Source organism: Streptomyces sp. NPDC058373, from assembly GCF_042723275.1.
In the GTDB taxonomy this organism is placed as follows: Bacteria; Actinomycetota; Actinomycetes; order Streptomycetales; family Streptomycetaceae; genus Streptomyces.
In genome coordinates this window covers 29,098-56,095 of sequence record NZ_JBHXJE010000001.1, presented here as the reverse complement: position 1 = coordinate 56,095, position 26,998 = coordinate 29,098, and the positions used below count along the sequence as shown (strand labels likewise).

At 72.0% G+C, this 26,998-nt stretch carries 27 protein-coding genes and 1 pseudogene; 15 read left to right on the top strand and 13 right to left on the bottom strand.

The window, feature by feature from the left end:
- Positions 1–5 precede the first annotated feature (5 nt).
- The 3 genes and pseudogenes from ACFWMZ_RS00275 to ACFWMZ_RS00265 form a co-directional block, all read right to left on the bottom strand.
- Positions 6–1,208 carry a hypothetical protein gene (locus tag ACFWMZ_RS00275; RefSeq protein ID WP_383183904.1) on the bottom strand — a complete coding sequence of 401 codons (1,203 nt, stop codon included), beginning with the start codon at positions 1,206–1,208 and terminating at the stop codon, positions 6–8.
- Positions 1,209–1,847: 639 nt separating this feature from the next.
- The gene (locus ACFWMZ_RS00270; RefSeq protein WP_383183902.1) at positions 1,848–2,393 is read right to left on the bottom strand and encodes a DUF1360 domain-containing protein; all 546 of its coding nucleotides are present in this window, start codon (positions 2,391–2,393) and stop codon (positions 1,848–1,850) included.
- Between the two features lie 673 nt (positions 2,394–3,066).
- A pseudogene (locus ACFWMZ_RS00265) lies at positions 3,067–3,447 on the bottom strand (cytochrome c oxidase assembly protein); the annotation flags it as partial.
- Between ACFWMZ_RS00265 and ACFWMZ_RS00260 the strand changes: the two are divergent.
- Complete coding sequence (locus tag ACFWMZ_RS00260) at positions 3,446–3,853, top strand: hypothetical protein (RefSeq protein WP_383198874.1); 408 nt, start codon at positions 3,446–3,448, stop codon at positions 3,851–3,853. The pseudogene ACFWMZ_RS00265 and the gene ACFWMZ_RS00260 overlap by 2 nt on opposite strands.
- A 396-nt stretch (positions 3,854–4,249) precedes the next feature.
- The gene (locus ACFWMZ_RS00255) at positions 4,250–4,498 is read left to right on the top strand and encodes a hypothetical protein (RefSeq protein WP_383183896.1); all 249 of its coding nucleotides are present in this window, start codon (positions 4,250–4,252) and stop codon (positions 4,496–4,498) included.
- Positions 4,499–4,525: 27 nt separating this feature from the next.
- Here the strand turns inward: ACFWMZ_RS00255 and ACFWMZ_RS00250 are convergent, their stop codons facing one another.
- The 6 genes from ACFWMZ_RS00250 to ACFWMZ_RS00225 all read right to left on the bottom strand — a co-directional run bounded on the left by ACFWMZ_RS00250 (position 4,526) and on the right by ACFWMZ_RS00225 (position 8,527).
- Entirely contained in the window at positions 4,526–5,233 is a 708-nt protein-coding gene (locus ACFWMZ_RS00250) for a phosphodiesterase (protein ID WP_383183894.1), read from the bottom strand.
- Between the two features lie 229 nt (positions 5,234–5,462).
- Complete coding sequence (locus ACFWMZ_RS00245; protein WP_383198872.1) at positions 5,463–5,597, bottom strand: hypothetical protein; 135 nt, start codon at positions 5,595–5,597, stop codon at positions 5,463–5,465.
- Positions 5,598–5,899: 302 nt separating this feature from the next.
- Positions 5,900–7,075 carry a zinc-dependent alcohol dehydrogenase gene (locus ACFWMZ_RS00240; RefSeq protein WP_383183892.1) on the bottom strand — a complete coding sequence of 392 codons (1,176 nt, stop codon included), beginning with the start codon at positions 7,073–7,075 and terminating at the stop codon, positions 5,900–5,902.
- Entirely contained in the window at positions 7,072–7,536 is a 465-nt protein-coding gene (locus ACFWMZ_RS00235; protein WP_383183890.1) for a hypothetical protein, read from the bottom strand. The genes ACFWMZ_RS00240 and ACFWMZ_RS00235 overlap by 4 nt, the downstream gene beginning before the upstream one ends.
- A 5-nt stretch (positions 7,537–7,541) precedes the next feature.
- Positions 7,542–7,997 carry a DUF4383 domain-containing protein gene (locus ACFWMZ_RS00230; RefSeq protein WP_383183888.1) on the bottom strand — a complete coding sequence of 152 codons (456 nt, stop codon included), beginning with the start codon at positions 7,995–7,997 and terminating at the stop codon, positions 7,542–7,544.
- Between the two features lie 194 nt (positions 7,998–8,191).
- Entirely contained in the window at positions 8,192–8,527 is a 336-nt protein-coding gene (locus tag ACFWMZ_RS00225) for a hypothetical protein (protein ID WP_383183886.1), read from the bottom strand.
- A 230-nt stretch (positions 8,528–8,757) separates the two neighbouring features.
- Here ACFWMZ_RS00225 and ACFWMZ_RS00220 point away from each other — a divergent pair, with 230 nt between their 5' ends.
- Positions 8,758–10,176 carry an ATP-binding protein gene (locus tag ACFWMZ_RS00220; RefSeq protein WP_383181905.1) on the top strand — a complete coding sequence of 473 codons (1,419 nt, stop codon included), beginning with the start codon at positions 8,758–8,760 and terminating at the stop codon, positions 10,174–10,176.
- A 685-nt stretch (positions 10,177–10,861) separates the two neighbouring features.
- Here ACFWMZ_RS00220 and ACFWMZ_RS00215 read toward each other — a convergent pair.
- Entirely contained in the window at positions 10,862–12,028 is a 1,167-nt protein-coding gene (locus ACFWMZ_RS00215) for a BTAD domain-containing putative transcriptional regulator (protein WP_383181903.1), read from the bottom strand.
- A 478-nt stretch (positions 12,029–12,506) separates the two neighbouring features.
- Complete coding sequence (locus ACFWMZ_RS00210) at positions 12,507–12,920, bottom strand: MarR family winged helix-turn-helix transcriptional regulator (protein ID WP_383181901.1); 414 nt, start codon at positions 12,918–12,920, stop codon at positions 12,507–12,509.
- Between the two features lie 109 nt (positions 12,921–13,029).
- Between ACFWMZ_RS00210 and ACFWMZ_RS00205 the strand changes: the two genes are divergently transcribed.
- The 10 genes from ACFWMZ_RS00205 to ACFWMZ_RS00160 all read left to right on the top strand — a co-directional run bounded on the left by ACFWMZ_RS00205 (position 13,030) and on the right by ACFWMZ_RS00160 (position 23,112).
- A complete protein-coding gene (locus ACFWMZ_RS00205; protein WP_383181899.1) occupies positions 13,030–14,490 on the top strand; it encodes an MFS transporter in 1,461 nt (486 codons plus the stop codon).
- 509 nt (positions 14,491–14,999) lie between these two features.
- Positions 15,000–15,320 (top strand): hypothetical protein, encoded by a 321-nt coding sequence (locus ACFWMZ_RS00200; RefSeq protein ID WP_383181897.1) that lies wholly within the window; start codon positions 15,000–15,002, stop codon positions 15,318–15,320.
- Positions 15,321–15,341: 21 nt separating this feature from the next.
- On the top strand, positions 15,342–16,553 hold the full coding sequence (locus ACFWMZ_RS00195; RefSeq protein ID WP_383181895.1) for an acyl-CoA dehydrogenase family protein: 1,212 nt from the start codon (positions 15,342–15,344) through the stop codon (positions 16,551–16,553).
- The gene (locus ACFWMZ_RS00190) at positions 16,550–17,443 is read left to right on the top strand and encodes a hypothetical protein (RefSeq protein ID WP_383181893.1); all 894 of its coding nucleotides are present in this window, start codon (positions 16,550–16,552) and stop codon (positions 17,441–17,443) included. The genes ACFWMZ_RS00195 and ACFWMZ_RS00190 overlap by 4 nt, the downstream gene beginning before the upstream one ends.
- Positions 17,440–18,531, top strand: a complete 1,092-nt coding sequence (locus ACFWMZ_RS00185) for a HesA/MoeB/ThiF family protein (RefSeq protein WP_383181891.1) — start codon at positions 17,440–17,442, stop codon at positions 18,529–18,531. Before ACFWMZ_RS00190 ends, ACFWMZ_RS00185 begins: the two co-directional genes overlap by 4 nt.
- Positions 18,528–19,568 (top strand): TauD/TfdA family dioxygenase, encoded by a 1,041-nt coding sequence (locus tag ACFWMZ_RS00180; RefSeq protein ID WP_383198870.1) that lies wholly within the window; start codon positions 18,528–18,530, stop codon positions 19,566–19,568. The genes ACFWMZ_RS00185 and ACFWMZ_RS00180 overlap by 4 nt, the downstream gene beginning before the upstream one ends.
- A 106-nt stretch (positions 19,569–19,674) precedes the next feature.
- Entirely contained in the window at positions 19,675–19,929 is a 255-nt protein-coding gene (locus ACFWMZ_RS00175) for a phosphopantetheine-binding protein (RefSeq protein WP_383181887.1), read from the top strand.
- Positions 19,926–21,140 (top strand): beta-ketoacyl-[acyl-carrier-protein] synthase family protein, encoded by a 1,215-nt coding sequence (locus ACFWMZ_RS00170; protein WP_383198868.1) that lies wholly within the window; start codon positions 19,926–19,928, stop codon positions 21,138–21,140. Before ACFWMZ_RS00175 ends, ACFWMZ_RS00170 begins: the two co-directional genes overlap by 4 nt.
- On the top strand, positions 21,137–22,114 hold the full coding sequence (locus tag ACFWMZ_RS00165) for a beta-ketoacyl-ACP synthase III (RefSeq protein ID WP_383181883.1): 978 nt from the start codon (positions 21,137–21,139) through the stop codon (positions 22,112–22,114). The genes ACFWMZ_RS00170 and ACFWMZ_RS00165 overlap by 4 nt, the downstream gene beginning before the upstream one ends.
- Before the next feature lie 401 nt (positions 22,115–22,515).
- Positions 22,516–23,112, top strand: coding sequence for a histidine phosphatase family protein (locus ACFWMZ_RS00160; protein ID WP_383198866.1), 597 nt, complete (start codon positions 22,516–22,518; stop codon positions 23,110–23,112).
- Positions 23,113–23,132: 20 nt separating this feature from the next.
- On the opposite strand, the gene ACFWMZ_RS00155 is transcribed toward ACFWMZ_RS00160, so the two are convergent.
- Entirely contained in the window at positions 23,133–24,551 is a 1,419-nt protein-coding gene (locus ACFWMZ_RS00155; RefSeq protein WP_383181879.1) for a hypothetical protein, read from the bottom strand.
- 255 nt (positions 24,552–24,806) lie between these two features.
- Here ACFWMZ_RS00155 and ACFWMZ_RS00150 point away from each other — a divergent pair, with 255 nt between their 5' ends.
- The gene (locus ACFWMZ_RS00150) at positions 24,807–25,214 is read left to right on the top strand and encodes a hypothetical protein (RefSeq protein ID WP_383181877.1); all 408 of its coding nucleotides are present in this window, start codon (positions 24,807–24,809) and stop codon (positions 25,212–25,214) included.
- Positions 25,215–25,268: 54 nt separating this feature from the next.
- On the top strand, positions 25,269–26,159 hold the full coding sequence (locus ACFWMZ_RS00145; protein ID WP_383181875.1) for a spermidine synthase: 891 nt from the start codon (positions 25,269–25,271) through the stop codon (positions 26,157–26,159).
- 190 nt (positions 26,160–26,349) lie between these two features.
- Here the strand turns inward: ACFWMZ_RS00145 and ACFWMZ_RS00140 are convergent, their stop codons facing one another.
- Complete coding sequence (locus ACFWMZ_RS00140; RefSeq protein ID WP_383177035.1) at positions 26,350–26,904, bottom strand: hypothetical protein; 555 nt, start codon at positions 26,902–26,904, stop codon at positions 26,350–26,352.
- Between the last annotated feature and the right edge of the window lie 94 nt (positions 26,905–26,998).

Genomic DNA, 26,998 nt, shown 5'->3' with positions numbered 1-26,998 from the left:
GGTGGTCACCTGGCCGAGCGGAGCTCGGGGACGGGGTGCTCGCCTTCGGTCTCCAGCCGGTAGTCGCCGCCGATCATGGCGTCGTGCTGGGTCAGGACCTGGTCGCTCGGGGACGGCTCACCGCCGTGGATGGCTTCCTGCATCGCCTCGAAACGCTCGTGGGCCTCACGTACGTAGCCGGTGCCCAACGTGGTCAAATCGAGTTGGGTGGCGATGAGCTCGCGCAGGTAGCCCTTGTTCGGCTCGAACGTGAGGACGTTGGGCAGGGACGGCGCGCAGACCTCGGCCGCTTCCCGGCCGTCGTGCCGGCGCATCAGGTCCGCCGCGATGTGCAGGTGTTCCAGCTCCATGTTCAGGTGCAGCTCCCAGATCGCCTTCACCTTGGGATCGCTCTCCTGCTCCATGAACGAGTGGTAGAGGTAGCACTCGTTGTACTCGTGGTGGACGAGCTGCTCCCACCAGGATTCACCCGGGTCGACGAGCGACTCGTAGTGGGTGACGTGCTCCTCCTCGATGAGCCCGATCTCCTGGTAGAGCTGGCGGGCGACGGGCTCCATGTAGGTGGGGCCGGTGTTCATGTAGAAGTTCATGGTCTGCTGTTCGGCCGACATGATCGTCAGCGCGTGCAGCCGGGACAGCGGGTCGACGGTGTTCTTGTCGTACGGTTCGCGCACGTTGTCGACCGGGTCGCGGTGATGCAGAGGAGTGGGGCGGCCGGGCATGACCTCGGTCAGACCGTCGACGATCTTCTCGGCCTTGCGGTGCTCGATGAGCTCGTACAGGTTGGCGTACCGGTACAGATGGTCGAAGTCCTCCAGGACGCCGAACTGGTACGCCTGGGTCAGATACGGATCCGGCTCCATCCGGGCCACCCACGCGGTGAGGTCCACCGCCACCTGCTCGTAGGCGATCGTCGTCTCCAGGACCGAGGACACCCCGGGCAGGAGCCAGTTCACCGCCTTCTGCTGCTGGGCCTCGATGTAGCGGGTACGGGCCAGCTGCTGCTTGATTTCCAGGTCCGGGCAGTGCCGGGCCATCTGGTGGCTGAACATGATCGCTTCGACCTCGATGCCGTTCATCGTGATGATGCGGCACCGGGTGTACGGGTCACAGTGGTCGGGATCGATCGGGGTCACGTTCAGCTCGCGCCAGTTGCGCAGCTGACGGTCCAGCGGGATACCCCGCTGCTCAAGCGGATTGAACGGCATGTGTGTCTCCGGGGGCCGGGGACTGGATTTGTTCCGCGTACCCGCGCACTTCCAACGCACTCACCCGCTTTACACGCCGACGGCGCAACGAGCCGACGACTCCACACTCACGGTGCCGAGCGGATCAGCTCGGTCATCACGATCAGCAGCACCGTTGGCGCCCCGCCAGCCCTGGACAACAGCTACACGAACGCAGAAGAGGACACGGTGCACGCCCGCGCCCGCCAGAATGGGGCCGCTCCGCAAGAAAGGTGGCCCCGGCGTCTCACGCCCCGCGCGTAACGCCATGGGGTTCCAGGTGAGCACACCGGTCGGGCCACGCCTGGTAGGTCTTCAGGTCATGGCCCGCAGCGCCAGGCGGCCACTGGCCCGCAGCCCGGCAGGGAAATCACCCGGCGGGTCAGAGTTACCGAAGGCGGTGTCGAGACCGCCCCTGTCCAGCGGGCACTCGGGCAGCCTGCAGCAGTTCTGCGACCGCGGTGTCCTCGGGCCCAACAACGAGGCGCCGGGCTGCGCAGAGGTCGATGGGTACGACCGGCGTCTTCTAGGCCATGTCGTAGCCCACACTTCTCTCCGTGCGACGGGCCACACCGGACGAGGGTGTCGAACTGCGACCGCACGCGTGCATCGGCGTACGCCTCACTCGGTGTTCTTCTGCAGCAGGCAGTCGTATCCCAGTTGCATGGTGTCGGCCACCGCCAAGGCGGTGAGGCCGCCCGTCACGGTGCGCGTGGTACGGGGCCACAGCAGCTGTGCCCCGGTGAAGGTCGTCGTCAACCAGACGCTCAGGCAGAACGGGCAGGTGGCCAGCTCCCCCACGGTCGACCTGACGCCTCCCCCGCGAGGGCTTTCGCTCACTTCGGCGGGTCCTGTCGCTGACTCGTAGTGCGTGAACGGCGCCCGGAGAGGGCTCGTGACGGACCCCTTGCTGAGCAGCCGGCTCAGACGGAACACGGCAGTCGCCGTCAGCAGGAGATCTTGTGTGTCCGGGCGTTCCGGGAGCTTCGTCTTCCGCACGGCGACCACTGCACCCCAGGCCACCGTGTACGCGCCGAAGGCGACAACGGCCCCGAGATGCCCGCCGAGATGGCGTTCTTCCCGCGGCGAATAGACCCTGCTCATCCGCCGAAAGACTTCCCCGACCTTGTGCAGGCGGGTGCCTTCCTCGCTCGCGTGACGATCCACAGCAGCAACCTCCTTGAATGGTGTTGATGGCCTGAACCCGCACCGCATGCATGCCGGGCGGTGTCAGCCTGGTCGTGAGAAGCGGCGGCCGCGTCCGCTGCTTCCGGGTGGGGCTGCCGTACCCCGCAAACGGTCGGTTGTACGAGTGTCGCGGAGGGGAACAGCGGGTCATGCGGAGCCCCGCACTCCACAGGTGCCGACCGGCGTCCGCCCCGCCGAGGAATGCGCGGGGCGGGCCGGACGACGTGTGCGGGGCGATTCTCTCCCCGCGGTTGGGGCACCGCTCGGACCGCCTGCGGAAACGTCCGGCGAAGCGAGCCAGGGCGGCGCGCACTCCGGACGGTCCGTGCCCCGGCTGATCCTGCCGGGCACGGCGCCGCTGACAGTACGCGTTCCAGCGTCCGCTGCCCGGCTCCAGGAGCGGACACGACCGGCGACATCCCGCATGTGGGTCATGAACCCCATGTAACCGTTCACCGATAGGGAAAACGATCTGGGAGCCACCCTTCGCGGACCACGCTGCCGCAGGCGGCGGTTCCCGAGCCGAACCGCCGGAGCGCAGCGATCCGAAGGACGGGCAGTGAAGAAAGTGGCTTCTAATAGGCGGAACCCCCATGACCTGGCTACCGGTGTGCAGGTCGGCGGCGCGGAAGGTGGCGCCAGGTGGTGGCGCCGCGTACAGGATTTTGACGAGCACGGCCTGCGCGGCGCCGGCGGCCAGCAGGGTCGCGCCGCGCAGGGGCAGGCCCCAGCGGCGGCGCACCGGGTCGAGCCGGCACACGGCGAAGGTGAACAGCAGCCCGGTGGCCAGCACGTGGGCGTGCACCACGGCGTGGAGCAGGGGCCGTCGCTGCATGGCTGAGAACAGCTCTGTTCGGTACAGCAGCCACAGTCCTCCGACATCGAGCAGAGCCGCCAGCGGCGGGAAGATCAACCAGTCGGCGGGACGTGAGTGCGCAAAGGCCAGCAGACCCCGGCGGGCAACGCCAGGGGACAGGATGCGCAGCGTCGGAGTGAGGGGGCGGGCAAGGACGATCAGCAGCGGAGCCGTCATGCCGAGGATCAGGTGCCGCGTCATGTGGGCGGCGGTGGGCCCGCCCGGTACCGGGCCCACCGCCGCCCAGGTCACAGCGGCGCTCCGGGCGGCTCTGCGCTCCGTCATGGCGAATGCCGGACTGCGCGGACCGGTCGCCTCGGCGAAGTTCACCGTCGTGCGCCTCACCAACGACCAGATCCTCGAGAAGGCTACGGGAGTCGGTGCCCCGCCCTCCACGTGGCCTCGCCCGGAACTCGTCATCGACGTGCTGCACAAGGCCGTCTACGCCTTCGCCACCGGAGTCGTCACCGACGCGCTGGCCGCACGAGGCGGCCCGGGCCCCGGGCAGCGCCACGCCGCCGTCCGCCCCGGCCGCCACCCCGATGTCGGACCCCTGCCCCGTAGGGACGCCTACGGCCGGTGAAACGGAGCAGAAGGCGGTGAAGGAGATGCTGTCGGAACTGGACGACGGCGACACCGACACCGACGACCCGAAGTTCCCGCCCCGGCTGCTGCAGCTGCGCAAGGATGCCCAAGAGCACGCACGCGCCGAGGAACGCTAACGCTACGAGTTCATCCACATCCGTCGCGGCACCGGCGTCAAGAATCTCGCCGCGATGGCCAGGGCCGTCAAGGCGGCGGAGGCGATGGCCCCGACGTGGTCGCATCCCGGCGTTGAGTCGGCAACGGCGAACACGGCCCTCGGGCCCGTTGCGTCCCTGGTGGACCGCACCAGGGACGCCGCCCGCAAGGACGGGCTGAACCGCGTCGCGACGGCGGCTCAAAAGCGGAGAACCGAGAACAGGGAAAGGAACACGTGATGATCGACGAGGCTCTGGTCCGCGAGCTGCTGGACGCGGCGGACGACGACTCCGCCCTGGTCCTTCTGGAGGGCCGCGCCCGAGTGGCCGGACAGGCCGCCCTCCACGGCGACGATCTCCGCGGCGCGGCGGTGGTGCTGACACGGGCGGAGCTCGTGGACCGGCTGGGCACCGCGTACCCGGCCCCGCAGGACCTGACCCTGGTGGCGGCCTCGCTGGACGATGCGGTCGGCAAGCTCGGCGGCTGAGGCACCCGGCCCCGGGACGGCCGGATCTCAGCCGGGGGCCCCCGCGTGCCTTCCGGCGCGGGAACCCGCGTAGGCGGCGACACGCAGCGCGCGCAGGCGGTCCACGGGGCGGAGGTCGGGCAGCAGGTTGCGGTAGGGGTCGAACGCTTCGCCGTCCTGGGACCGCGCGGCGGGCCCCTCGCCGAGCAGGGACAACCGAGCCAGAGGCCGCCAGGCCCCGCCCGTCCCGAAGCAGAGCCTGAACGCGAGGGGCCGCACGGCGGTGGCGGCGGCCCCCACCACCGCCGGGTCGGCGGGAACCCGCGGGGCCCCGGGCTCCGGGAACACCGCCAGGACCCCACGCCGTCCACCTACGACGTACGGCAGGAGCGTGGAGTACGGGCCGGCGGTGGCGGACGTGCGGGGAAGCGGCACGTGGCGGGACCAGCGGCCACGGCCGCTGGTCGTCAGGAGCAGGTCCAGGGGGCGGCCGGGCCCGTCGGCGTCCGCCACCCGGAGCGCCAGCCCTGCCCCGTCGGGCAGGGGCCGGGGGAGCCCGGCGGCGCGTGACCAGCGCGCCGTCACCGCGTGCGAGCCGGGGGTGTCCAGCCACGGTACGTCCCAGCGGGTCGCTCGCGCGGGCACCTCGATGCGGCCCGTCACGATTACCCCGTCGGGGTGCAGGGCCGGCCGGCTGCCGCGCCGGCGGGCTGCGGCGCGTGCCGTCCGGAAGGCGAGACGGTCGAGACGGTTCATCCAGCTGTCCCCTCTTGGCGCCGACGGCGGTGCGGACGGTCCCGCCCTACGCCAGCGGGTGCCCGTTCGCGACCGTTTATCACGGCCCGGCGCCCGCCCGGGGCGTGGGGCGCCGGAGACGGGTTACCCCTCTACCGGAGGATGCCGCGCGAGAGGAGCACCATGGTGTCGTCAGGGGATACGCCGGTGCGGGTCCAGAGTTCGTCGGCAACGCCATCCTGCTGCTGCGCTACGGACCGCTGACCCGCTCACGGACCCGAATTTCCTGCACCGCGGGCAGCGCGCCCACCTGGGATACGGACTGCTGACGAAGCGACTCAAGGAGCCGGCTCTCACCGTCGACCAGCTCCCCGATCTCGATCACTACGACGACTACAGCGTGACGAAGTCGCCGCTGAGCGTTCCTGGACGAGATGGGTCGGCGCGGCCTCGGAGAGCGGGTCGTGCACTGCGGCCGCGGCCAGACCGCGACGCTCACGCCGGACGGCTCGGACGTCCACGTGGCCTGACCTGCCGGCCCCGGCCCCGGCGGGAGCGGTCAGCGCCCTGGCCGGCGGTGTAGGACGCCCCGGCCGAGCACCTCGTCCGTCACCCTCCACGGCCCGCGGGACGGCGACGGGGGCGGGAAGGCTGCCGCTTTCCGCCCCCGTCGCCGGGAACGCCCCTTCAGTGTCCGGGCCGGATGACCGCGCGGACGCAGCCGTCGGACTTGTGCTTGAACATGTCGTACGCGGTGGGCGCCTCGTCCAGGGTGACGCTGTGCGTCGCCAGATGGGACGTGCTCAGCTCCCCGGCGGCGATGCGGTCCAGCAGCATGGGGATGTAGCGCTGGCCGTGCATCTGGGCGCCCCGCAGGGTCAGCCCCTTGTTGATCACCGCGCCGAGCGGGAACTTGTCGACGGCGCCGGCGAACACGCCGAGCACGAAGACCGTGCCGCCCTTGCGGCAGGCGTGGACGGCCTGCCGCACGGCGGTGGGGCGGTCCGTCTGGAGCCGCAGTTGCTGCTTGACCTGGTCGTAGAGATGCATCGGCCCGTCGCTGTGCGCCTCCATGCCGACCGCCTCGATGCACACGTCCGGGCCCCGCCCGCCGGTGCGCTCCCGCAGTTCGGCCCCGACGTCGGTGCTCGAGTAGTCGATGACCTCGCTGCCGACGAACCGTTCCGTCATCTCCAGCCGTTCGGGGATCCGGTCGATGGAGACGACCCGCTCCGCGCCGAGCAGGATCGCGGCGCGGGCCGCCATCTGCCCCACGGCGCCGCACCCCCACACGGCGACCACGTCACCGGGCTTCACCCCGCCCAGGTCCGCACCCATCCAGCCTGTCGGCACCGAGTCGGACACGAACAGCGCGCTCGCGTCGTCGACGCCGTCGGGGACGGTGAACGCGCCGTAGTCCGCGAACGGGACGCGAACGTACTCGGCGTGACTCCCGCGCAGACCACCCATGGCATGTGAGTAACCGAAGATGCCGCCGGTGTCGGCGCCGAAGAGGGCCTGGCCGATGCCGGGGTTGGTGTTGGTGTTGTCGCACAAGGACCACAGGTCGTGTGTGCAGTACCAGCAGCGCCCGCAGCCGACGAACGAGCAGACGACCACCCGGTCGCCCACCGAGTGCCGCCGCACCGCGGACCCGACCTCGACAACCTCGCCGACGAACTCGTGGCCGATCACGTCGCCGGCCCGCATGAACGGGATATAGCCGCCGATGAGGTGGAGGTCCGATCCGCAGGTGGTGCCCGCGACGAGCCGGACGATCACATCCTGGTCGTTGCGCAGGACCGGGTCGGGCACCTGCTCGACGGAGAGCTTGTTGACGCCTTCCCAGCACAGAGCCTTCACAGCACTCCCTCCCCACCCGCGCGCCGGCTCAGCAAGCCGATCAGCTTCCCGCCGGGGGTGTCGTGGGTGGTGGGCGGCGCGTCGGCCCGCATGATCTCGCCGGTCTCCAGCAGCGCCTTGGCCTCGCGCAGGGCCAGGCGCAGATCCTGCCGCGGATCGTCGCCGGAGATCCGGGCGGTGACGGAGTGGGTGCCCTCGGGCTGCGGCTCCCTGAAGCGGGCGGCGATCTCGGTGCCGCGGTCGCCGGGCGCGGGGCTGATCCGCGTCTCGATCCGGTCGCCGAATTTCTGCAGGGGCGCCGGCAGCTTGCCGGGCTGGACCTCGCCCGGGTTTCGCTGGACCGTCACCACCAGCCAGCGCTCCTGGCCGGCGGGCTCCGGGTCGCGTGCGGTCAGGCGGCGCAGGACGAGGGCCCCGGCGGTGAGTCCCGCGGCGGTGAGCAGCGTCTTCCTGGCGGGCATGAGCGTCACACCCCCGGAGTGCTCGTGCGGCGACGGGTCAGCATGGTACCCAGCGTGATCATGCCGACGCCGAGGACGAAGTGCAGCCAGTCGTCGGCCGCGTTGAGCGGCACGAAGTTCGCGCTGCTGTGGTGCCCGACGAACATGCCGTAGACCCACAGGACCAAGTAGACGGCGCCTCCGGCCAGCAGGAACGTCCGCGCCGCGGAGGCGGTGCGCGCCATGGCCACCCCGGCGACACCGAAGGCCAGATGGACCAGGTTGTGCAGGATCGAGACCTGGAAGACGCCCAGCAGCTTGGCCTCGGAGTGGTGGGAGGCGAACTCCATGGTGTCGTAGCCCGTGGTGATCCCCGGGATGAATCCGAGGACCCCCACGAGAAGGAAGACCGCTCCGACGATCATCGCGGCCTGCTGGACCGGGGTGCGGGCGTTCGGTGTCGTACGGGTACGCGTGGTCATCGTGGGGTTCCTTTCCCAGGGGCTTGTTCCAGTGAGCGGCGGATACCCCGTCAACCGCGCGCTACCGCCGGAAAAAACGACGGATGCGACGGAAATCCTCCCCAGCCGCCTTACCGTGTACGGTCCTGCCGGGTCGACGGCCGGCGTCCCGGCACCGGGACGCCGTCCCATCCCACCGGAAGAGAGCGGGCGCGCTACCGGCGCCCACGCACCACAGTGGCGGCTGCGGCGGCGGCGAGCAACTCGATGAGGAAGGCGATCCTCCTCTTGCCCGAGGTCGCCAGCGTGCTCGGACCGGCCATGTCGCGGACCCGGTCGTAGCCGCTCAAGGGCACCCCGAGGAGCGCGTTGCCCGGCGGTCGCCGTGGGACGGCGGGATGCGGGTGGGTGGGGGCGCTCCTGCGCACGGCCTCCCAGGCCGCGCCGAGCCGGCGCAGCCAGGCGGGCCCCAGCGCGTCCTGCAGCCAGGGCAGCAGTTCGTCCTCCTCGTCCCTGATGTCCTCCCGTATCAGGGCGAAGATCCGCCGCACCTTCTCCTCGCGTTCCGGGCCCCGGGGGTCCAGGGCGCGCTTCCCCTAGGCCCTGTCCGGCACCGTGAAGCTGGCCTGTACCTCTGCTTGGCGCGACCGGACCGGTGCCGCACGGCCCCCGGTGTGTCGGGTACGCGATTCGTGACACTGAGCGACGACTGACACGGGCGATGTACTAATATCGATGTTGCTAACATCGGTGTTACTTTCATGATTGGGAGGCGGTAGGCGTGGTGAACTTTGTGGGCCGTCGCCAGGAGCTGGCGACGTTGGAGCGAGAGCTCCAGAAGGTGGCGACAGGGGTTGGCGGGGAGCGGCCCGGTCGGTGCGTGATGTTGCGCGGGCGGCGCCGAGTGGGTAAGTCGCGACTGGTCGAGCGGTTTGCGGAGCGCTCCGAAGCCCCGTTCCTGTTCTACGCGGCGACCGGTGCGTCCCCCAAGGATGACCTGGCGCGGCTGGCCCGGGACGCCCAGGCGTCGACGCTCCCGCTGGCATCGCTGGTTGCCGCCGCGCGGCCGGAGAGCTGGGATGCCGCCTTCGATGTGCTCGCTGCGGCGCTGCCCGCGGATCGGGCGAGTGTGCTGGTCATCGACGAGGTGCCATACCTGATGGACGCCGGTGGCGCCTTTGAGGGGATGCTGCAACGGGCCTGGGACCGGGTACTGGAGACCAAGCCAGTGCTGCTGGTCCTCATCGGCTCCGATCCGTCGATGATGGAGGCCCTGAACAGCTATGGACGCCCCTTCCATCAGCGCGGCCGGGAGATGGTGCTGGGACCGCTGAACCCCGCCGAGGTGGGGCGGATGCTCGGGCTGGCTCCCGCGGAGGCCTTCGACGCCGCGCTGGTCACCGGCGGGCTGCCGCTGATCTGCGCGGAGTGGCCGCGGGGCGCAGGACTGTGGGACTTCCTCGGTGAGGCGCTGACCGACCCGGTCTCGGCCCTGCTTGTGTCGGCCGAACGTTCGCTGGCTGCCGAATTTCCCCCACAGGCTCAGGCGCGTACGGTGCTGGCGGCTATCGGTAGTGGTGAGCGGACCTTCACCAACATCGCTCGCGCGGCCGGCGGAATCGGGGCCACGCCGCTGCAACGAGCGCTGGAGCTGCTCACGGATAAGCGGATCGTCGCTGCGGAACTGCCCGTATCGCTGCGTCCGTCGAGGGATCGCCGCTACCGGGTGACAGACCCCTACCTGCGGTTTTGGCTGCACTTGCTCGGCCCGTCCATGGAAGAGATCGAGAGGGGCCGGGGCGATCTGACCTTGGCGCGCATCCGGGGCAACTGGACCAGCTGGCGCGGCCGAGCCGTCGAGCCCCTTGTCCGCGAGGCCCTGGCGCGGACACTGCCCGATGACGGGCTGCCCGCGGCCCCTGCAGTGGGCGGCTACTGGACCCGCACCAACGACGTCGAAATCGACATCGTCGGGGCCGACCGCGCCCCCATTGCCAAGGAGCTGCTCTTCGTCGGCTCCATCAAGTGGCTGGAGCAGTCCCCCTTCGACCGGCATGACCTGGCGGCTCTCCACCGACACCGGGCCGCTCTCACCGGCGAACCTGTTCCAGTCGTGGCGGTCTCGCGCAGCGGAGTCGACTGCCCGGGCCTCGATGCCACCTACGGCCCCAGCGATCTGCTGACCGCTTGGCCGCTGTGAGCGGTGGATCGCAGGCTCGGCACGGGAGTTGGTGAGCGCGAAGGCGGGAGACGTTGCGGAGAAGTCCTACAGACGTTGGGCTCTTGCTGGCCCTGTTGTGAAGCGTTGCCAGTCCTGAGCCCTCTTGTACTTTGTCGTGAATCCCGTGCTGAGACGGTGCTGGGACGACTTCGCGTTTCCGCAGGTCAGGCCGGTTGTGTTGGAGTTCCGCTTTACCGTGTAGCGGCTGACTCGGCACCAGGTCGACAAACCTGGCGGACATGTGGGTCATGAGGGGTCTGGCTCTTCGGGGTCGGACCCCTTGTTCCTTTCCGGGCCAGGCAGGTGTGGGTGCCGGTGGAGCGCGGGGACTCTTCGGACGCGCGTGCCGTGCGTCCAGGGTGTCGGCTCAGCCGTCCAGGTGGCCGACGGGCGGTCTTGGTGCGAGGCGACGACCATTGCGGGAGCAAATTTCCGCTGACCCGGTGGTGTTGCGAGTGGACCGCGTCCGCGCCCGGCCCCCGGCACGCCGGGCCTACGGGCCGGGGTCATCCGGTCCGTAGGCCCGGCGGCGGGCAGATCCGGTTGGGCCGCGGATGCCGGGGAGGCCGGGCCGAGCCCAGGCGCGGGCATCCTCGGCGGAACTGGTGGAGGCTGGGCCCCCGCGGGCGGTGCCGGTCCCCGTACAAGCAGCGGATGGGTGGTGTCAGACGAGGATGGTGGTAGACCAGGGGACGGCGGCGTTCCAGCCGGGCCAGAGGCTTTCGGGTTCGGCGGGGGCGGTCAGCACGACGAGCAGCGGGATGCGGCCCGCCGTGCGGAGCACCTCACCGATGCAGGCCGGGACGGCGCGCCCGACCTGGTGCAGGTTCTCGGCGACCACCACCAGCGGGCGGTTCGGGGTGGCGCGGCGCAGGGCGGCGCGCAGGTCGTCGCCGAGTGCGGCGCCGTCCGGGCCGGTGCGGACGTGCCAGACGGTGACCTGGCCGGCTTGGCGGAGCTTGCCCGTGAGTTCGGAGAGGAGCCGGCCCTGGCCTCCGTCCGTGTCTCCGGCGAGCGTCACGACGTGCGGGCGCTGCTGGCGCTGCACCAGGGCCAGCAGCGCGAACAGCAGGTCCAGTCTGGGATCGGACGGGGAGCTCGAACCGATGTCGCGGCTGTCGGCGCCCTCGGAGGGAAGCAGGGCGGGGTCCTGGTCGATGATGGCCTGGTGCAGGTCCCGCACCTCCCGGCTGGGCTGGACGCCGAAGTCCCTGTTCAGCTGCTGCTGGAGCCGCTCGTACGCCCGTAGCGCCTCGGCCTGGTGGCCGGCCCGGTAGAGGGCGAGCATGAGGAGGTGGCAGGAGCGTTCCCGGGAGGGCTCGGCGGCCGTCGCTGCCTCCAGGCAGCCGATCACCTTGTGGTGCTGCCCGTTGCGGAGCTCGGCCTCGCAATAGTCTTCGAGGGCCGCGGTCCGGGCGCTGTCCGCCGCTGCCAACTGGGGCCAGTCGACGCCGGATTCGGTGAGTTCCTGTCCGGCCCTGCCTCGCCACAGGCCCAGCGCGGCGCGTAAAGCGCGGGCGGCGCTCTCGGGCTGTCCGGCGGCGAGCGCGTTGCGGCCCCGGGTGGCGAGAATCCGGAACCGGGCCAGGTCCAGGGCTTCCGGCGCCATGCGCAGCATGTAGCCCGGGGCCTGGTTGACCAGGGAGGCGACATGGGTGGGTACGACACCGCGCGCCAGTACCCCGCGCAGCGCCGAGATGGTGTTCTGCAGTACCTTGCGGGCTGTCGCCGGGGCGTCCCCGTCGGGCCAGAGGGCGTGCATGAGGTCGCTGGTGGCGACCACCTGGTTGGCATGGAGCAGCAGGAAAGCGAGGACGGCTCGCTGGTTCATGCCGCGTAGCGGTAGCGGTCCGGTGGCGGTGACGATCTCCAGCGGCCCGAGGAGCCGGAAGGAGACTCCCGGGTCCGTGGGGGCCGCCGGCCGGGCCCCGCCGAGTGGAGCGGAAGCGGCACGTGCGCCCCCTGCGCTCTGCGGTCCGGGCTGGGTCGGCACCCGCGGCCGGCGGGTTGCCGGGCCGCGGGTGGTAGTTCGCGGCATCATCTGGTTGAGCATGGTCCCCCCCCATATCCAACTGCCGTCAGCGGAGGCACAGTCGGTGGCGGCATGGCGCAGCCGCGTGCCTTCGCTTCTTCTTGGGGGGGTGGTTCGAGACCGGCTCGGGACGCCGACGGGCAGAGCCCGTCCAGCCATCGCGTGGCTGCCCCCCGGTCAGCCACCTTTGCCTGCCCTTGGCACATGCGAAGGGCGGTGAAAGAATCGCAATCGACTCGGGACGCTACCAGATAGGCCAACGGCGCCGGCGAACAAATCAGTGGCGAGCGGGCGTCAGCCTCATGACGTCCCGCACCTCCGCGCTGCTTTCGGCCACCTCGCGCAGCACCGCTTCCATGGTGGTGACGGACTGCGAGAAGAGCTCCCGGCCGGCCGGTGTGAGCTGGACGTCGAAACCTCTCCGATCGGTGGGGCACGGCTTGCGCTCGGCGTAGCCGCCGCTGACCATCTGCGCCAGCAGACGTGAGACCTGCGGCTGGCTGCGAGACGCCTGGGAGCTGAGTTCACCGGCCCGGATCCAGCCGTCGGTGCGCGCCATCACGTCCATGATCTCGAAGGCGCTGGCGCACAGGCCGTGGTTCTCGGCCAGCGCGCGCTCAGCGGCCTGGTTGATCTCCGCGCAGGCGCGGGTAACGGCCACCCATCGATCGGTCAGAGCTGTTTCTGTCACGTTCCTCATCGTAGGTTCACCACCACTCCTTGTCTATGCATGTGGATGCATGTACTGTGCGGCTCGATCCATGCATTCGCATAAATCTTTGACAGACGAAGGAGACGTGGTGACCGAGCAGACGCTGGCACCCCAGACAGCCGGGCCGGGCGCGGAAGAATCGCCGGCCCAGGCCCCCGGCAAAGCCCCCTGGACCACCCTGGTGGTGGTCGGCGTCGCCCAGCTGATGGTCATGCTGGACTCGACGGTCGTGAACGTGGCACTTCCCTCGATCGGGGCCCAGCTGCCCGCCGACCAGACCGCCCTGCAGTGGACCGTCAGCGGGTACGTCCTGATGCTCGGCAGCCTGCTGCTCTTCGGTGGCCGCGTCTCGGACGTCTTCGGCCGCCGACGCACCTTCCTGACCGGCCTCTCCATCTTCGCCGTCGCCTCCGTGCTCTGCGGCATCGCCGTCAACCAGGAGCTGCTCGTCGCGGGCCGCGCCGTCCAGGGCGCGGGCGCCGCACTGCTCTCCGCGGCCGCCCTCTCCATCATCCTGGCGGTCTACCAGGACGAGGAGCAGCGGAAGATCGCGCTGACCGCCTGGAGCGGCCTCGGCGTGATCGGCGCGACCATCGGTGTGGTGCTCGGCGGTCTGATCGTCACGGCGATCAGCTGGCGTTGGGCCTTCCTCATCAACATCCCGGTCTGCATCGCCGCGTTCATCGGCGCTCTGCGCAGCATGCCCGCCCTCCACACGAGCAGCGGCCGCAAGCTGAGGCTGCCGTCGGCCATCGTGTCCACCGCCGGACTCGCCGCCCTGTCCTTCGGTCTGATCCGCCTGCACGAGGGGTTCGGCGACCGGAACGCCTGGATCAGCATCGGCGCCGCCGTGGTCCTGCTCGCCGTGGTGACCTTCATGGAGATCGGCCAGGCCGACCCGCTGCTTCCGCTGCACCTGCTGCGCAAGCCCACCTACTGGCTGTCCAGCGTCGGCCTGCTCCTGGTGGCCAGCGTGATGATCAGCAGCTCCTTCCTGGCCAGCATGTACTTCCAGCGGGTCCACGAGATGAGCGCCTTCGTCACCGGCCTCTCGCTCCTCCCCATGGGCCTGGCCGCCCTCGTCGTCGCGGTGATCGCGCCGTCGCTGGCCAACGTTCTGGGCCTGGGCGGCATGTACGCCTCCGGGGCCGCCCTGCAACTGGTCGGCACCGGCATCCTGGCGACCGGTACCGACAGCGTCCCGCTGACCATCGTCGCGCTGGCCGTCATCGGCGCCGGCCTGCCCGCCTGCTTCGTCCCGCTGTTCGGCATCGGCACCTCGCACGTCAAGCTGGAGGAGTCCGGCGTCGGCTCGGGTCTGCTGAACACGTTCAACGAGACCGGCGCCGCCCTCGGTATCGCCGTCATCGGCACCATCCTCGCGACCTCGGCCGCCAGCAGTCTCGACGGCGGCGGCTCGGTCGCGGAGGCGACCACCGCGGGCGTCGGCGACGGGTTCCTGGCCCTGGCCGTGTGCTCCGCCATCGCCATCGTGATCGCCCTCGTGCTGCGGTCGCTGACCCGTGCCCCGCAGGGCGCCGATGCCTGACCGCTCCTTCTGAACCGTCGCCGGGCCATGGCGCCCGGCGTCGGCGCCACCGGCGGCCGGGCCAGGTGTCCGGACGCCCGCGAAACCGCATAGTTCCACCCCTGAACGTGGGCCTGCAGCCTCCCCCGACTGCAGGCCCACTTCGCGTTGCCCGGGCCCTGCGCGGGGCCCCGCGGAGCCTTCGGGCCGGCTCTCGTTCCCCGGCCCGTCCCGCCCGGCGATGGACAGCCGATTACCGCCCGCTGGAGCGCGCGTTCCGCTCCCGTGGAGGCGCAATTGAATACGTGGACAGGGTCGGTCAAGGATCTGTAGCTTAATGATCAACCGCTTGTCCGGTGCTGCGAAAGAAAAGCCCCGGAAGAACATTTCCGGACCGCCTCACGGTCGGCCCGCATTCCGCACGGACCTTGTATCCGTCGGTAATTCACCACGAACTCGCAGGGGAATTCCCAGCCTGCACGGCAGCGGTACTCATACGTGATCCCACCCTCGAACGCGAAGGAATTCGCATGGCCGTCTCGCCCGAAGAGCTCTCGAACACGCTGTCCGCGGCCGCGAAGGCCGCCCCCGCCTGGCAGGCCGCAGGTGCCACCGTCCGCTTGGTGATCTCCGAGCCCGACGCCGAACTCACGCTGGACCCGCAGGGCGCCCTGACCGACGCCGAACCCACCCATGTGTTCCGCATCAGCTACGCGAACCTCGACGACCTCGCCGCGGGCCGCCGCACCTTCCTGCGGACCGTCACCAGCCGCCGCGTCTGCGCCCACGGGCCGGTCATGCAGACGTTCGCCGTCGGACAGGCCCTGACGACCTTCACCCTCCAGCACTGAACGCACCGGACAAGGAACCCCATGACGTACACGCATAACCCGGCCGCCCACCCGCTGCTCGAATCCTTCGAGGCCGACTTCCTCAACGAGGTTGTCGCCTTCGCCCGTGAGGAGGTCGCCCCGGGAGCCGCCGAGCGCGACCGGATCGAGAAGGGCCAGGTCGACTGGGACACCGTCCGCAAGGGCCACGCGCTCGGTCTGCTGCGGATGCCCATACCGCGCGACTTCGGCGGTCTCGGGCTGAGCCAGCTCGCCCTCGCGCTGACCCTGGAGGAGCTGGCCTCCGCCGATCCGGGCATGGCACTGGTCTTCGGCGCCACCGGCCTGTTCCAGACCCCGCTGCTGATCTGCGAGAACCCGGACCTCCAGGGGAAGTACCTCCCCGCCTTCCTCGGCCCCGAGCCGGTCCTCGCCTGCAACGCGGTCGCCGAGGAGAACAACGGAACCGACCTGGTGCTGCCGCAGCAGGCGCCCTACGCCCAGGACATGACGGTCGCCCGCCGCTCCGGCAGCGAATACCTGCTCAGCGGCACCAAGCGCTACATCACCAACGCCCCGGTCGCCACGTACGCCACGATCATGGCCAATCTGGACGCGGCCCCCGGCTCGACCGGCCTGACCTGCTTCGTCACCGAGTTGGAGCAGGACGGCGTCACACGTGGCGAGATCCACGACAAGGTGGGCTACCGCACCGCCCCCGCGGGCGAGCTGGTCCTCGACAACGCCCGGGTGCCCGAGGAGAACGTCGTCGGTGGCGAGCGGGGCGGCTGGGACCTCAACGTCGCCATCGGCAACCTCACCCGCGTCACCTGCGCCGCCGTCGCCACCGGTATCGCACGGCACGCCCTGGACCGGGCGGTCGCGTGGGCCGGCACTCGCCGGCAGGGCGGCCGGCTGCTCTTCGAGCACCAGATGTCCGCCCGCAAGCTCGCCGACATGTCCGCTCGGGTGTCCGCCGCGCGCGCCCTGTACCTGGACGCCGTGCTGAAGGCCGACACCGTCATCCCGACGCCGGCCTACGAGCCCGCCGTCGCCAAGATGGTCGCCGACCGCGCCGCCATCGACAACGCCGACGCCGCCATGAGCCTCATCGGCGCCGCCGCCTTCCAGCGGGAGGACGGCATGGACCGGGTCCTCCGCGACGCCTACGGCCCCCGGATCTACGAAGGCAGCCCCGAGGCGCTCGCACTGGTCGTCACCGGCGAGCTGTTCGGCGTCCCGGAGGTCCGGTGACCACCGCCACCTCCACGACGGCCACCGCCACCACCGACTCCTACCGGGAGCGGATGCTGCGGGACACCGCCGGGACGAGGCTGCCCGACCTGGACGGCCACGTGGACGGCGAGCCGCTGTTCCGCTCCGCCAGCCCCGAGGGCCTGCTCACCGTCACCGTGCGGGGAGCTCAGCTGCCCACCGCGTACCTCCACGAGGTCTACCGGTTCCGGCTGGCCCAGTACCTGAAGCGCGGCTGGATCAACGAAGAGCTCGCCGCCGCGGCGGAGCTCGACGCCGAGCCGTACGACACCCACGCCCTCCACGACCAGCACACCCTGGTGGTGGAGGAGGAGACCGGGCGCCTGCGGGGCTACGGCACGCTGGCCCGCACCCGCAGCCCCGAGCGCACTCTGCTCGGGGACGACGCCCACCTGCCGTTCGTCGTCGAACGCGACTACGGCCTGCGGCTCGCCGACGAGCTCGGCGCGACCACCCCGGCGAACCGGGTGTGGGAGGGCAAGCGGCTCATGCGCGACTACGCCATGGACCGCTCGCAGGCCGCCGTCTCCGTGCCCTGGTGGGTCTACCGGGGCTGGGCCGAGGGCTGCCTGCGCGCCCTGGCCGAGGAGGGAGCGGCGATCGTCGGCGACGGCAAGCCGAACGGAGCCATCCTCCAGCTGTCCCTGCTCGGCTTCCACACCCGGAGTCTCGACGTGCCCGCACGCGCGCCGGACCCCACCGATTTGTTCGCCCCGATGTGGGACCAGCAGCAGCGCTCGTACCCCTTCGTCCTCACCGACACGGACGCGCTGCGCCCCACCCTGAACCACCTCGACGCGATCCTCGCGTCCGGCGGGACCGGGTCGGTCGCGGCCCGGCTGAGCGCGTTCCAGGAGGCCAGGGCATGAGCCGGCACACGGACCAGAGCAACCCGCCCGACGTGGGTACCCCCGGGGAAGCCCGCGAGCTGGACGAGGAGCTCTACTACGCCTCCCTCACCCAGCGCAACCGCGGCCTGATCCCCGCGGCGCTCCAGGAGCAGATCCGCCACACCCCCCTGCTCATCGCGGGCTGCGGCTCCATCGGCGGTGCCACCGTGCAGCCGCTGGGCCGCATGGGATACCGGGACTTCGTCCTCGCGGACGTCGGCACCTACGAGCTGAACAACCTCAACCGCCAGCACGCCACCATCGACGACCTGGGCCGCAACAAGGCCGAGGTGGGCGCCGACACCCTGCGCGCCATCAACCCGCACATCCGGGCCGAAGTGGTGCCCGTGGGCGTCACCCGGGACAACGTCCGGGACCTGGTCCGGCGGGCCGAGGTCATCGTGGACGGGGTCGACGTGACCACCCCGTCCGGGCTGCGAGCCAAGATCGCCCTGCACCAGGAAGCGTGCCGCCAGCGCAAGCCGCTGGTCACCGGCTGGGACATGGCGGGCACGCTGGCGGCCCAGTGCTTCGACTACCGGCGGGTCCGGCGGATCTTCGACGGCCAGCTGCTGGCCGAGGACGCCGACGCGTTGACCACCTGGGAAGTGATCTACCGCATCGTCCCCCGGTCGCACATCCCGGGCGAGATGTACCGCGAGCTCCGCCACGGTCTGGACCACCCCGACTACAGCGTGCCGCAGCTCACCGAGGCGGCGACCCAATTCGGCTCGCTCGCCGTCCACATGGTCAACCAGCTCGTGGCGGGCGAGGACGTACCGCGCACGGTCGCCGTCGACGTCCACCACATCGCCCTCACGCCCGGGCGCCGAGTCGTGGACCGGGTCACTCGCTACTGGGAGAAGGCCCGCTTCCTGAACCACCTGCCGCGCGAGCAGGCATGGCGCGGATTCAGCCCCGCCGCCGTCTACCGGCTCGGCCGCCGCCCCACACCGGCCGCACAGCCGTGCCCCGTCCCGGGCACGACCGCCCGGCCCGCCGACCACCGGCCGGTGGCGGCTTCAGAGGGCGCGGCACGATCCCGCAGAAAGGAAAGCCCCACATGAGAAGAGAATTCGCGTACGTCGACGCGCGGACGTCCGGAGTCGTGCTGAGCGAGACCGAGTCCGGCATCGTCGAAGCCGCCGCACTGAAGATAGCCGCGCAGTACGCGGGCTGCTCACTGCACAGCACCGACCTCCTCCACGCCGTGGAACTCGCGGCGGCCGCGCTGCCCAGCGAGGTCCGGCGCGCGCTCATCTCCTTCCGCGACGAGGGCAGTACGAGCGGCACCCTCCTGCTGCGCGGACTCCCGCTGGGCAGCCTGCCGGCCACCCCCGACCGGGCGGAGGACGAGCCGGACTGGACCACGGTCGCCGTGGCGACCCTCAGCCAGCTGATGGCGATGTCGGTCCTGGGCCGCGCGATCTCGTACAGCGACGAGAAGAACGGCAACCTGGTCCAGGACGTCAGCCCCAAGCGCGGCGCCGAGGACCGCCAGGAGAACAGCGGCTCCATCCTGCTGGAACTGCACACGGAGGACGGTTTCCACCCCGCCGCCCCGCACTTCCTGAGCCTGATCTGCCTGCGCGGCGACCGCGACGGACTCGCCGCCACCGTGACCGGCGGAATCGGCGACGTGTTGCCGGAACTGGACGAGGAGACCGTGGCCACGCTGCGCCGGCCGGAGTTCAGGACCAAGTTCAGCACGTCCTTCGTCCACGACACCGACGAGGAGGTGCTGACCCCGCCGATACCGGTGCTCTCCGGCGCGGAGGCCAACCCGGACCTGCGGGTGGACTTCCACGGCACGGTCGGCACCACTCCCGCCGCGCGGGCGGCGCTCGCCGCGCTGGAGGACGCCGTACTCGGCTCCCTGCGCGGCATCGTGCTGGAACCCGGCGAAATGATCATCCTCGACAACCGCCGCACGGTGCACGGGCGGACGGGTTTCACCCCGCGTTACGACGGCGCGGACCGCTGGCTGCGCCGCTCCTTCGCACTGGCCGACCTGCGGCCGGTCCTCGACGAGCTCGGCGAGGGCCGCCGCCACAACGCGATCACCGCGCGGCAGCCCTCTCCCAAGTTGGCGAAGGCCGCCTGAGGGACGTCCGGGACCCCAGGTCCGGCCCGGCCGGACCCGGCCCGTCCCCTTCGCCCACCCCTCACTCCACCTGTACCGCCCACACGCCCCTTGACGGAGGAACACCATGACCGCGTCCCTGCACGCCACCCTGACCAGGATCGTCGTCGAGGACCTGGAGGCCGACGCCGACGGTCTGACCGACGAATCCACCCTCGCCACCCTCGACCTCGACTCTCTCGCCATCGCGGAGCTGGTCATCCGGATCAAGGAGGAGACCGGCGCCGACCTCGGCAGCGAGGAGACCAGCCTCGGTGAGCTCACCATCCCCGCTCTCGCGCAGCTGGTGACCACGGCGCTGGACGGCGAGAAGTCCGCATGAGCGCACCGCCCATCGTCGTGACCGGTACCGGCATGATCACGCCGGTCGGGACCGACACCGACTCGACCTGGAACGCGATCCGGCGCGGCGGGTCCCGCGCCGGGCTCGCGCCCACCGCCGGGGTCTCACGGAGCCTTCAGTCGCGCGCCGTGGCGCCGTTCGGCGCCGAACTGCTGCCTGGCCGCGGCACCGCGAACCTGGACCCCTTCATCCGGTTCGCGCTCGTCGCGGCCGACCAGGCCATCGCCGAGGCCGGCCTCGACCCCACCACCTGGGACGGCAGCCGGGTCGGCATCGTCGTCGGCTGCGGACTCGGCGGCGCGGCCACCATGAGCACGGCACACGACCGGCTGGCCGAACGCGGCCCCGACGCCGTCTCGCCGTACCTGCACCCCCGTTCGCTCATCAACATGGCCGCCGGGACGATCGCCATCCGGCACCGGGTCACCGGACCCGGCCACACCGTCGTCGCGGCCTGCGCCTCCGGGGCGGTGGCCGTCGGTGTGGGCCGCGACCTGATCCGCGCCGGCACCTGCGACATCGTGATCACCGTCGGTACGGACGCCGGAGTGGTGCCCGTGATCGCCGCGGGCTTCGCCGCGATGGGCGCGCTCACCGACAGCGCGGCACACGACGCCTCGCGGCCCTTCGCCGCGGACCGCTCGGGCTTCGTGCTCTCCGAGGGCGCGGCCGCCCTCGTACTGGAGCGCGAGGACGCCGCACGAGAGCGCGGCGCGACCTCGCGGGGCCGTGTCCTCGGGTACGCCTTCACCACCGACGCGCACCACCCGGTCGCCCCGCACCCCGACGCCGTCGGCGCCGAGAGGGCGGTACGCCTCGCGCTGGCGGACGCCGGGCTGACCCCGTCGGACGTGGACCACGTCAACGCGCACGGCACCTCGACCCCGTACAACGACCGCAGCGAGGGGAAACTGATCAACCGCCTCTTCCCGCACCGGCCGAGCGTCACGGCGAACAAGGCACTGCTCGGGCACAGCCTGGGCGCGGCGGGGGCCATCGAGGCCGTGCTGACCCTGCGGACCCTGGCCACGGGCGTCGTGCCGCCGACCGCGCACACGGTGGCCGTGGACCCCGAGCTCGCGGGGCTGGACCTGGTGGTGGAGAAGGAACGGCACCAGGACCCGGCTGTCGCGGTCAGCCACTCCTTCGGTTTCGGCGGCGCCAACTGCGTACTGGTGATGGGCAGATGAGCCAAGACCGGATCCCCGCCGTCCTGACGGGTCTGGGCACCAGCCTGCCCGCGCGGACGGTCACCAACGACGACCTGGCACAGCGGCTGGACACCTCGCACGAGTGGATCCGCAGCCGTACCGGAATCACCCGGCGCCGGGTCGTGGACGCCGGCACGGGCACCGCCGAACTGGCGGCGGGCGCCGGGTCGGCGGCCCTGGAATCGGCCGGCCGTTCCTCCTGCGACCTGGTCCTGGTGGCCACGACCACTCCGGACCGGGCCTGCCCCGCGACCGCCCCGCAAGCGGCCTCGGCGATGGGCCTGACCGGCGTGGCCGCCTTCGACCTGTCGGCCGTCTGCTCCGGCTTCGTGTACGGGCTGTCCGTCGCCGCGGCCATGATCGGCGCCGGTACCTGCGAAAGCGTCCTGGTCGTCGGTGCGGAACGCTACTCGGCGATCGTCGACCCGCAGGACCGCGGCACCGCCGTCATCTTCGGGGACGGCGCCGGCGCGGCGCTGCTCGAACGCGGCCGGGAGACGGACGGTCACGGCGCCGTCCTCCACACAGAGCTGGGCAGCGACGGCACCGGCAGCGCGTTGATCACCGTGCCGCCCGGCGAGCGGTACCTGCGGATGGAAGGCCGCGAGGTCTACACCCGAGCCGTGCCGACGATGGTCGAGTCGGCCCGCCGGGTCGCGGAGGCGGTCGGCTGGTCGCCCGAGGACATCGACGCGTTCGTGGGCCACCAGGCCAACCTCCGCATCCTGGAGTCGGTGGCCGGACGGCTCGGCCTGCCGCCCGAGCGCGTGATCGCCAATATCGCGGAGGTCGGCAACACGGCTGCCGCGTCCATCCCGCTGGCGCTGGCCTGGGCCGCCGACCGGGGCCGGCTCACACCCGGTGACCGGGTGGTCCTCACTGCCTTCGGTGGCGGCCTGACCTGGGGTTCGGCGGCGCTGCTGTGGCCGGACGTCCGCCCGGTCCACCACTGATCCGGCCCGTCCCCGCTCTCCCTGCCCCCGCCTGGCAGGGGTGCGGGGCGCCCCGACGAAAGGCAGTACGACAGTGACGACCCCGCCCGCTCGGGTACCGGCCGCGGCCACGGCGTCCGACTCGGCTTTTGAGGACCGCTACGCGCGGTACCGGGGCTGCCTGGACTCCGGGACCGGAGCCTCCCAGACCCTCTTCCAGTGGCTTCCGCTGGCGACGGTCTGGGCCACGGACGACACCTTTCCCGGCACCGCACGCCGGCCCCAGCCGGGCTCGCGCCCGGCGGACGCCCCCCCCGTCACCGAGCGCTCGCCGCGTACGGGCGTGAGCCCGGCGCGAGGTAGGCGGGCGGGGTCGATGTGATGATGAAGGGAAGCAAGGAAAGTACGGCGAAAGGCCCCTCATGGCACCGCGCATCCTGTTGGCCCGGCACGGACAGACCTCCTGGTCGCAGTCGGGGCGGCACACAGGACTGACCGACATTCCGCTGCTCGACGAGGGGCGGGCCGACGCGGGGCTGCTCGGCGGGCGGCTCGCCGCCGAGCCGTGGGCCGGGGTGCCCCACGCCGAGGTGCGGACCAGTCCGCTGGGCCGGGCCCGGGAGACGGCCGAGCTGGCCGGTTTCGGGGAGCGGGCGAAGCCCTGGGACGCGCTGGCCGAGTGGCGGTACGGCGACTACGAGGGGCTCACCCCCGACGAGATCCACGCCCAGCAGCCGGGCTGGCTGGTCTGGCGGGACGGGGCGCCGGGCGGCGAGAGCCCGGAGGAGGTGGGGGCCCGGGCCGACGAGGTGGTCGCCTGGGCGCGCTCGGCCGACCGGGACGTCCTGGTCTTCGCCCACGGCCACATCCTGCGCGCCCTCGGCGCCCGCTGGCTCGGCCTGCCCGTCTCCTTCGGCGCCCGGATCCGGCTCGCGCCCGCCTCGCTCTCGGTGCTCGGCTGGTCGTACGGCGAACCGGCGCTGGAGTCCTGGAACGACACGGGCCACCTCGTGGCGTGACCGCGCCTCGGCCGCCCCGTTTACACCGCCCGCGCCAGCGCCTCGTGGCGGTCGAGGAAGGCCCCCACCGGGCGGTGGCGGCGGTGCGGGCCGAGCAGGTCGGCGGTGGCCGCCAGCCGGGACTGGACCCGGCTGGACTGCACCTCGTCGAGGAGGGCGAGGACCCGGGCCCCGGCGTCGGCGGCTTCGTCCGGGCGCCCGGCGCGGGCCAGGCCGGAGGCCAGCTCGGAGGTGTAGAGGGCGATGTTGCGCGTCAGGTGCGGGGTCCTGACCGCCGCCTGCGAGGCGGCGCGTCCGGCGTGGCCCGCGGCCCGGCCGTGGTCGCCGAGCGCCCCCCAGCACTGCGCCTGGAGCATCTCCAGCTCGGGCTCGCCGAAGAAGGACATCCACTCCGGGTCGGCGTCGCACTGTCCCCGGCCGAAGAGCTCCCCGGCCCGGGCCATCGCACCCGTGCAGCCGCTCCGGTCGCCGAGTCCGGCCCAGCCGCCCGCCTCGCGCAGCGCCAGCAGCGCCAGCAGCTGGGGCGAGCCCAGTCTGGCGGCGGCCCGCTGGGCGGCCTGGGCGGCGCGGACCGCCTCGCGGTGGCGGCCGGTGTCGCGGGCGAGGAAGGCGGTGTTGCAGAAGGCGTGGGCCTCCAGCGCCGGGTCACCGGACATCCGGGCGGTGGCGAGGGCCTCGGCGTAGTGCGAGCGGGCCTCCTGCCGGCGGCCGGAGTCGTGGGCCAGCCAGCCCACCGAGATGGCCAGTTCACCGGCGCCGGCGTGCAGCCGGTCGGCGGTGGACTGGCGGGTGGTGCCCGCGTCGAGCAGGGCGTACGCGGTCTGGAGCTGGCGGGCGGCCCTGCGGTACAGCCCGTCGGCGCCGTGCCGGTCGTCCAGCTCGCGGATCGTGCGTACGGCGTGCTCGACGGCGCCCGCCTCGGCCTCTCCGACGCGTTGGTGCGGGATGGTGCCTTCGTCGCCTGTGAGGGTGCCGAGCACACCCAGGGAGGCCGCCGCCACGGTGGCGGTCGAACCGGTCATGAACGCGCGCCGTTGCACGTCGCTCTCCTCGCGCATCTGTCTCCCGGAACCCGGGGGTGAGACCAGGGGATCCGGGGGGTTCGGGTACTCGTACGGGGTGTCCCAAGGAGGGTGCGCGCCGCGCGAGGCGGCTCTGCCCCGTACGGCCTGGCGCGGGGTGAAGCCGAGCGCGGTGAGGTCCCGGCCGGGGAACATGTGCCGGAACACCCGCTCGTAGGCGTAGTTGGGGCAGCGGATCTCGCCTGCCTCGACCCGGCCCACGTAACGGGCGTCGCAGCTCACGCGCTCGCCGATCTCGCGGCCCGCCCTGCGGACCGCGGCGGCGAACTCGGCCGGTGAGAGCTGTCCGCGCAGTTCCCTGAAGACCGTGTTGGGCTTCGGGGGCTGGGCGGAGGATGCCACCGGTGACGACGTCATGGCCGACCCCTCTCCTGCGGAACACGCCGGAACGGTGACCGCCGGCTGCGGACCGTGTTCCGACGGAGCAGCAACGTACCTTCTGTAACCGGCCCAGCACACAGGGTTTGACTACAAAAGGGATATCTCTCCCGCGATCTGCCATGAAGTGCCATCCTTTGCGGCCATCCGCTGCCGTAGCCGTTGACGCTCCGTCGCGTTGGGTCTTGCGGAGGGGAGCGAAGTGGCTGCTCTCCGCGAGGAGGGATTTCCTTGTTGGACGCCGGTACGGACACCCAAGACCCCTGGACGCCCGCGGCGGGCGGCCAGGCCGACGACCGTCAACCCTGCGACCTGGTCACCGTCCCCGCCCGCCAGGGGCTGGAGGCGGTCGACATCCTCCGCCGGGGCGCCGACCCGGCCGTCGGCCCGGTCCTGCTCGTCGGCCGCTGCGACACCCTCGGCTTCCTGGTGCCGCCCGGCACCGCCGACCGGTGGGACGTGCCCGGCAGCGCGTGTACGGCGGCGGGGCACGCGCGCCGGCCGGGTGCGGCCCCGCTGGTGGCCGGTTCCGGCTGGCTGCTGCCGCCCGGCGACGGCGGGCCCGTCACCGACCCGGTGATGCTCCGGGCGGCCCTGGACGAGGCGGCCCGCCTCATCGCGGCCGCCGACCGCTGCCGCTGACCCCCGACGGGGCCCGCCCGCGCCCGCCTCGCCATGCCCCCGCAGAATGGGGGCATGGCACGAGGCAGGGCGGGCAAGGACCGCGACCGGGGTGAGGGGCGGCGCCGGGGCGGGCGGGAGTCCGTGATCGAGCCGGTCGACGGGGGCAGCGCCGAGCTGCGGCCCGACACCGAGCGGCCCGAGGCCTGGTCGCTGCTGATCGACGGGGCGCCCCAGTCGCACGTCGACCTCGCCGACCCCACTCGGCTCGCCTTCCCCTACCAGCGGCGGCTCGGCCACCTCATCGACCTGGTCGCGCCCGCGGGGCGTCCCGTGCGGGTGCTGCACCTCGGCGGGGGTGCGCTGACCCTCGCCCGGTACACGGCGGCGACGCGGCCGCGCTCCACCCAGCAGGTGGTCGAGAAGGACGCTGCCCTGGTCAGGCTGGTGCGGCGGGTCCTGCCCGTGGACCCGCAGGCGCGGATCAAGGTACGGGAGGGGGACGCGCGTGAGGTGCTCGGGCGGGTCGCCGACGGGTGGGCGGACCTCGTCGTCGCCGACGTCTTCAGCGGGGCGCGTACTCCGGCCCACCTCACCAGTACGGAGTTCCTGACGGAGGTGCGCCGGGTGCTCGGCCCCGAGGGCTGGTACACGGCCAACCTCGCCGACGGGCCGCCCCTGGCCCATCTGCGCGGGCAGGTCGCCACCGCCTCCGCCGTCTTCCCCGAACTGGCCCTCGCCGCCGATCCGGTGGTGTGGCGCGGCAAGCGCTTCGGGAACGCGGTGCTGGTGGCTGCCGGGCAGCCGTTGCCCGTGGGGGAGTTCACCCGGCGGGTGGCGGGGGATCCGCATCCCGGCCGGGTCGAGCACGGGCGGGGGTTGCGGGACTTCACCGGGGGTGCGGTTGCCGTCTCCGACGCGGGGGCCAAGGCGTCCCCGGCGCCGCCTGGGGACGCCTTCGACTGAGTGGCCCAGGGTCGGCCGGGCTGAAGGTGGCCTCAATCGCCGGCCGGGCTGAAGTGGCCTCAAGCGCCGGCCGGGCTGAAGTGGCCTCAAGCGCCGGCCGGGCTCAGGTGGCCTCAGACGCCGGCCGGGCTCAAGTGTCCTCAGGCGCCGGGTGGCCTCGAGTGCCGGTCGGGCTTGGGGTTTCTTGGCTTCAGCGGTCGTCCACGTCCACCCGTGGTGGATAGCCGTTCCAGGAGCAGAAGACCGACGAACTCCGCTCTCCCCGGGTGAAGGTCACGCGGATCCAGGCGCCGCCGCTCTCCTCGCGGGTCCAGACCTGCATCGTCCAGCCGGGGTTGGGGGTGGCCGAGACGAAGTCGGCGGAGTCGGGGCCGATGTCGAGGACGGCCTGGCCGCCCGAGACCGTGTAGCCCTTGACGCCGGTGGCGGGGTCGGCCGGTGGTTCGGTGGGTGGGGGGTCGGGGGAAGGGGGCGGGGGCTCGGGGGCCGGGGCGGCTGGGGAGGGCGGGGGTTTCGGCGTCGGGGAAGGCGGGGTGCGGTGGGGGGACGGGCTGGGGGAGGGGGTCGGCTTGGGGCGGTGGGTGGAGGCGGCCTGGGGTTCGGGGGCGACCTCGGTGAGGGGGAGGGCGCGCGGGGGGTCGTAGACGGTGCCGGAGAGGACGGTGTGCACGCCGAACCAGGACAGCCCGACCGCCGCCCCGGTCGCCGCCGTCCACGCCAGGGCGTGCAGCGCTCCTCTCCGCATGGGCGCCATCCTCCCGCAGCCGCTGCCTCGTTGTCGCCCCGCCCACCTCGTCAAGCCCACGCGTCCCGCGTCCCCCGAATGGCGTACGGTGCCG

What these genes read in the sequence shown, in the direction of transcription:
- ACFWMZ_RS00255 (WP_383183896.1), top strand. Translation starts at nt 4,250, where the DNA reads ATGATCGACGAGGCTCTGGTCCGCGAGCTGCTGGACGCGGCGGACGAC.
- ACFWMZ_RS00275 (WP_383183904.1), bottom strand. Translation starts at nt 1,208, where the DNA reads ATGCCGTTCAATCCGCTTGAGCAGCGGGGTATCCCGCTGGACCGTCAG.
- ACFWMZ_RS00250 (WP_383183894.1), bottom strand. Translation starts at nt 5,233, where the DNA reads ATGAACCGTCTCGACCGTCTCGCCTTCCGGACGGCACGCGCCGCAGCC.
- ACFWMZ_RS00165 (WP_383181883.1), top strand. Translation starts at nt 21,137, where the DNA reads ATGAGCCAAGACCGGATCCCCGCCGTCCTGACGGGTCTGGGCACCAGC.
- ACFWMZ_RS00140 (WP_383177035.1), bottom strand. Translation starts at nt 26,904, where the DNA reads ATGCGGAGAGGAGCGCTGCACGCCCTGGCGTGGACGGCGGCGACCGGG.
- ACFWMZ_RS00230 (WP_383183888.1), bottom strand. Translation starts at nt 7,997, where the DNA reads ATGACCACGCGTACCCGTACGACACCGAACGCCCGCACCCCGGTCCAG.
- ACFWMZ_RS00175 (WP_383181887.1), top strand. Translation starts at nt 19,675, where the DNA reads ATGACCGCGTCCCTGCACGCCACCCTGACCAGGATCGTCGTCGAGGAC.
- ACFWMZ_RS00215 (WP_383181903.1), bottom strand. Translation starts at nt 12,028, where the DNA reads ATGAACCAGCGAGCCGTCCTCGCTTTCCTGCTGCTCCATGCCAACCAG.
- ACFWMZ_RS00180 (WP_383198870.1), top strand. Translation starts at nt 18,528, where the DNA reads ATGAGAAGAGAATTCGCGTACGTCGACGCGCGGACGTCCGGAGTCGTG.
- ACFWMZ_RS00170 (WP_383198868.1), top strand. Translation starts at nt 19,926, where the DNA reads ATGAGCGCACCGCCCATCGTCGTGACCGGTACCGGCATGATCACGCCG.
- ACFWMZ_RS00145 (WP_383181875.1), top strand. Translation starts at nt 25,269, where the DNA reads ATGGCACGAGGCAGGGCGGGCAAGGACCGCGACCGGGGTGAGGGGCGG.
- ACFWMZ_RS00160 (WP_383198866.1), top strand. Translation starts at nt 22,516, where the DNA reads ATGGCACCGCGCATCCTGTTGGCCCGGCACGGACAGACCTCCTGGTCG.
- ACFWMZ_RS00260 (WP_383198874.1), top strand. Translation starts at nt 3,446, where the DNA reads ATGCCGAGGATCAGGTGCCGCGTCATGTGGGCGGCGGTGGGCCCGCCC.
- ACFWMZ_RS00235 (WP_383183890.1), bottom strand. Translation starts at nt 7,536, where the DNA reads ATGCCCGCCAGGAAGACGCTGCTCACCGCCGCGGGACTCACCGCCGGG.
- ACFWMZ_RS00185 (WP_383181891.1), top strand. Translation starts at nt 17,440, where the DNA reads ATGAGCCGGCACACGGACCAGAGCAACCCGCCCGACGTGGGTACCCCC.
- ACFWMZ_RS00200 (WP_383181897.1), top strand. Translation starts at nt 15,000, where the DNA reads ATGGCCGTCTCGCCCGAAGAGCTCTCGAACACGCTGTCCGCGGCCGCG.
- ACFWMZ_RS00155 (WP_383181879.1), bottom strand. Translation starts at nt 24,551, where the DNA reads ATGACGTCGTCACCGGTGGCATCCTCCGCCCAGCCCCCGAAGCCCAAC.
- ACFWMZ_RS00195 (WP_383181895.1), top strand. Translation starts at nt 15,342, where the DNA reads ATGACGTACACGCATAACCCGGCCGCCCACCCGCTGCTCGAATCCTTC.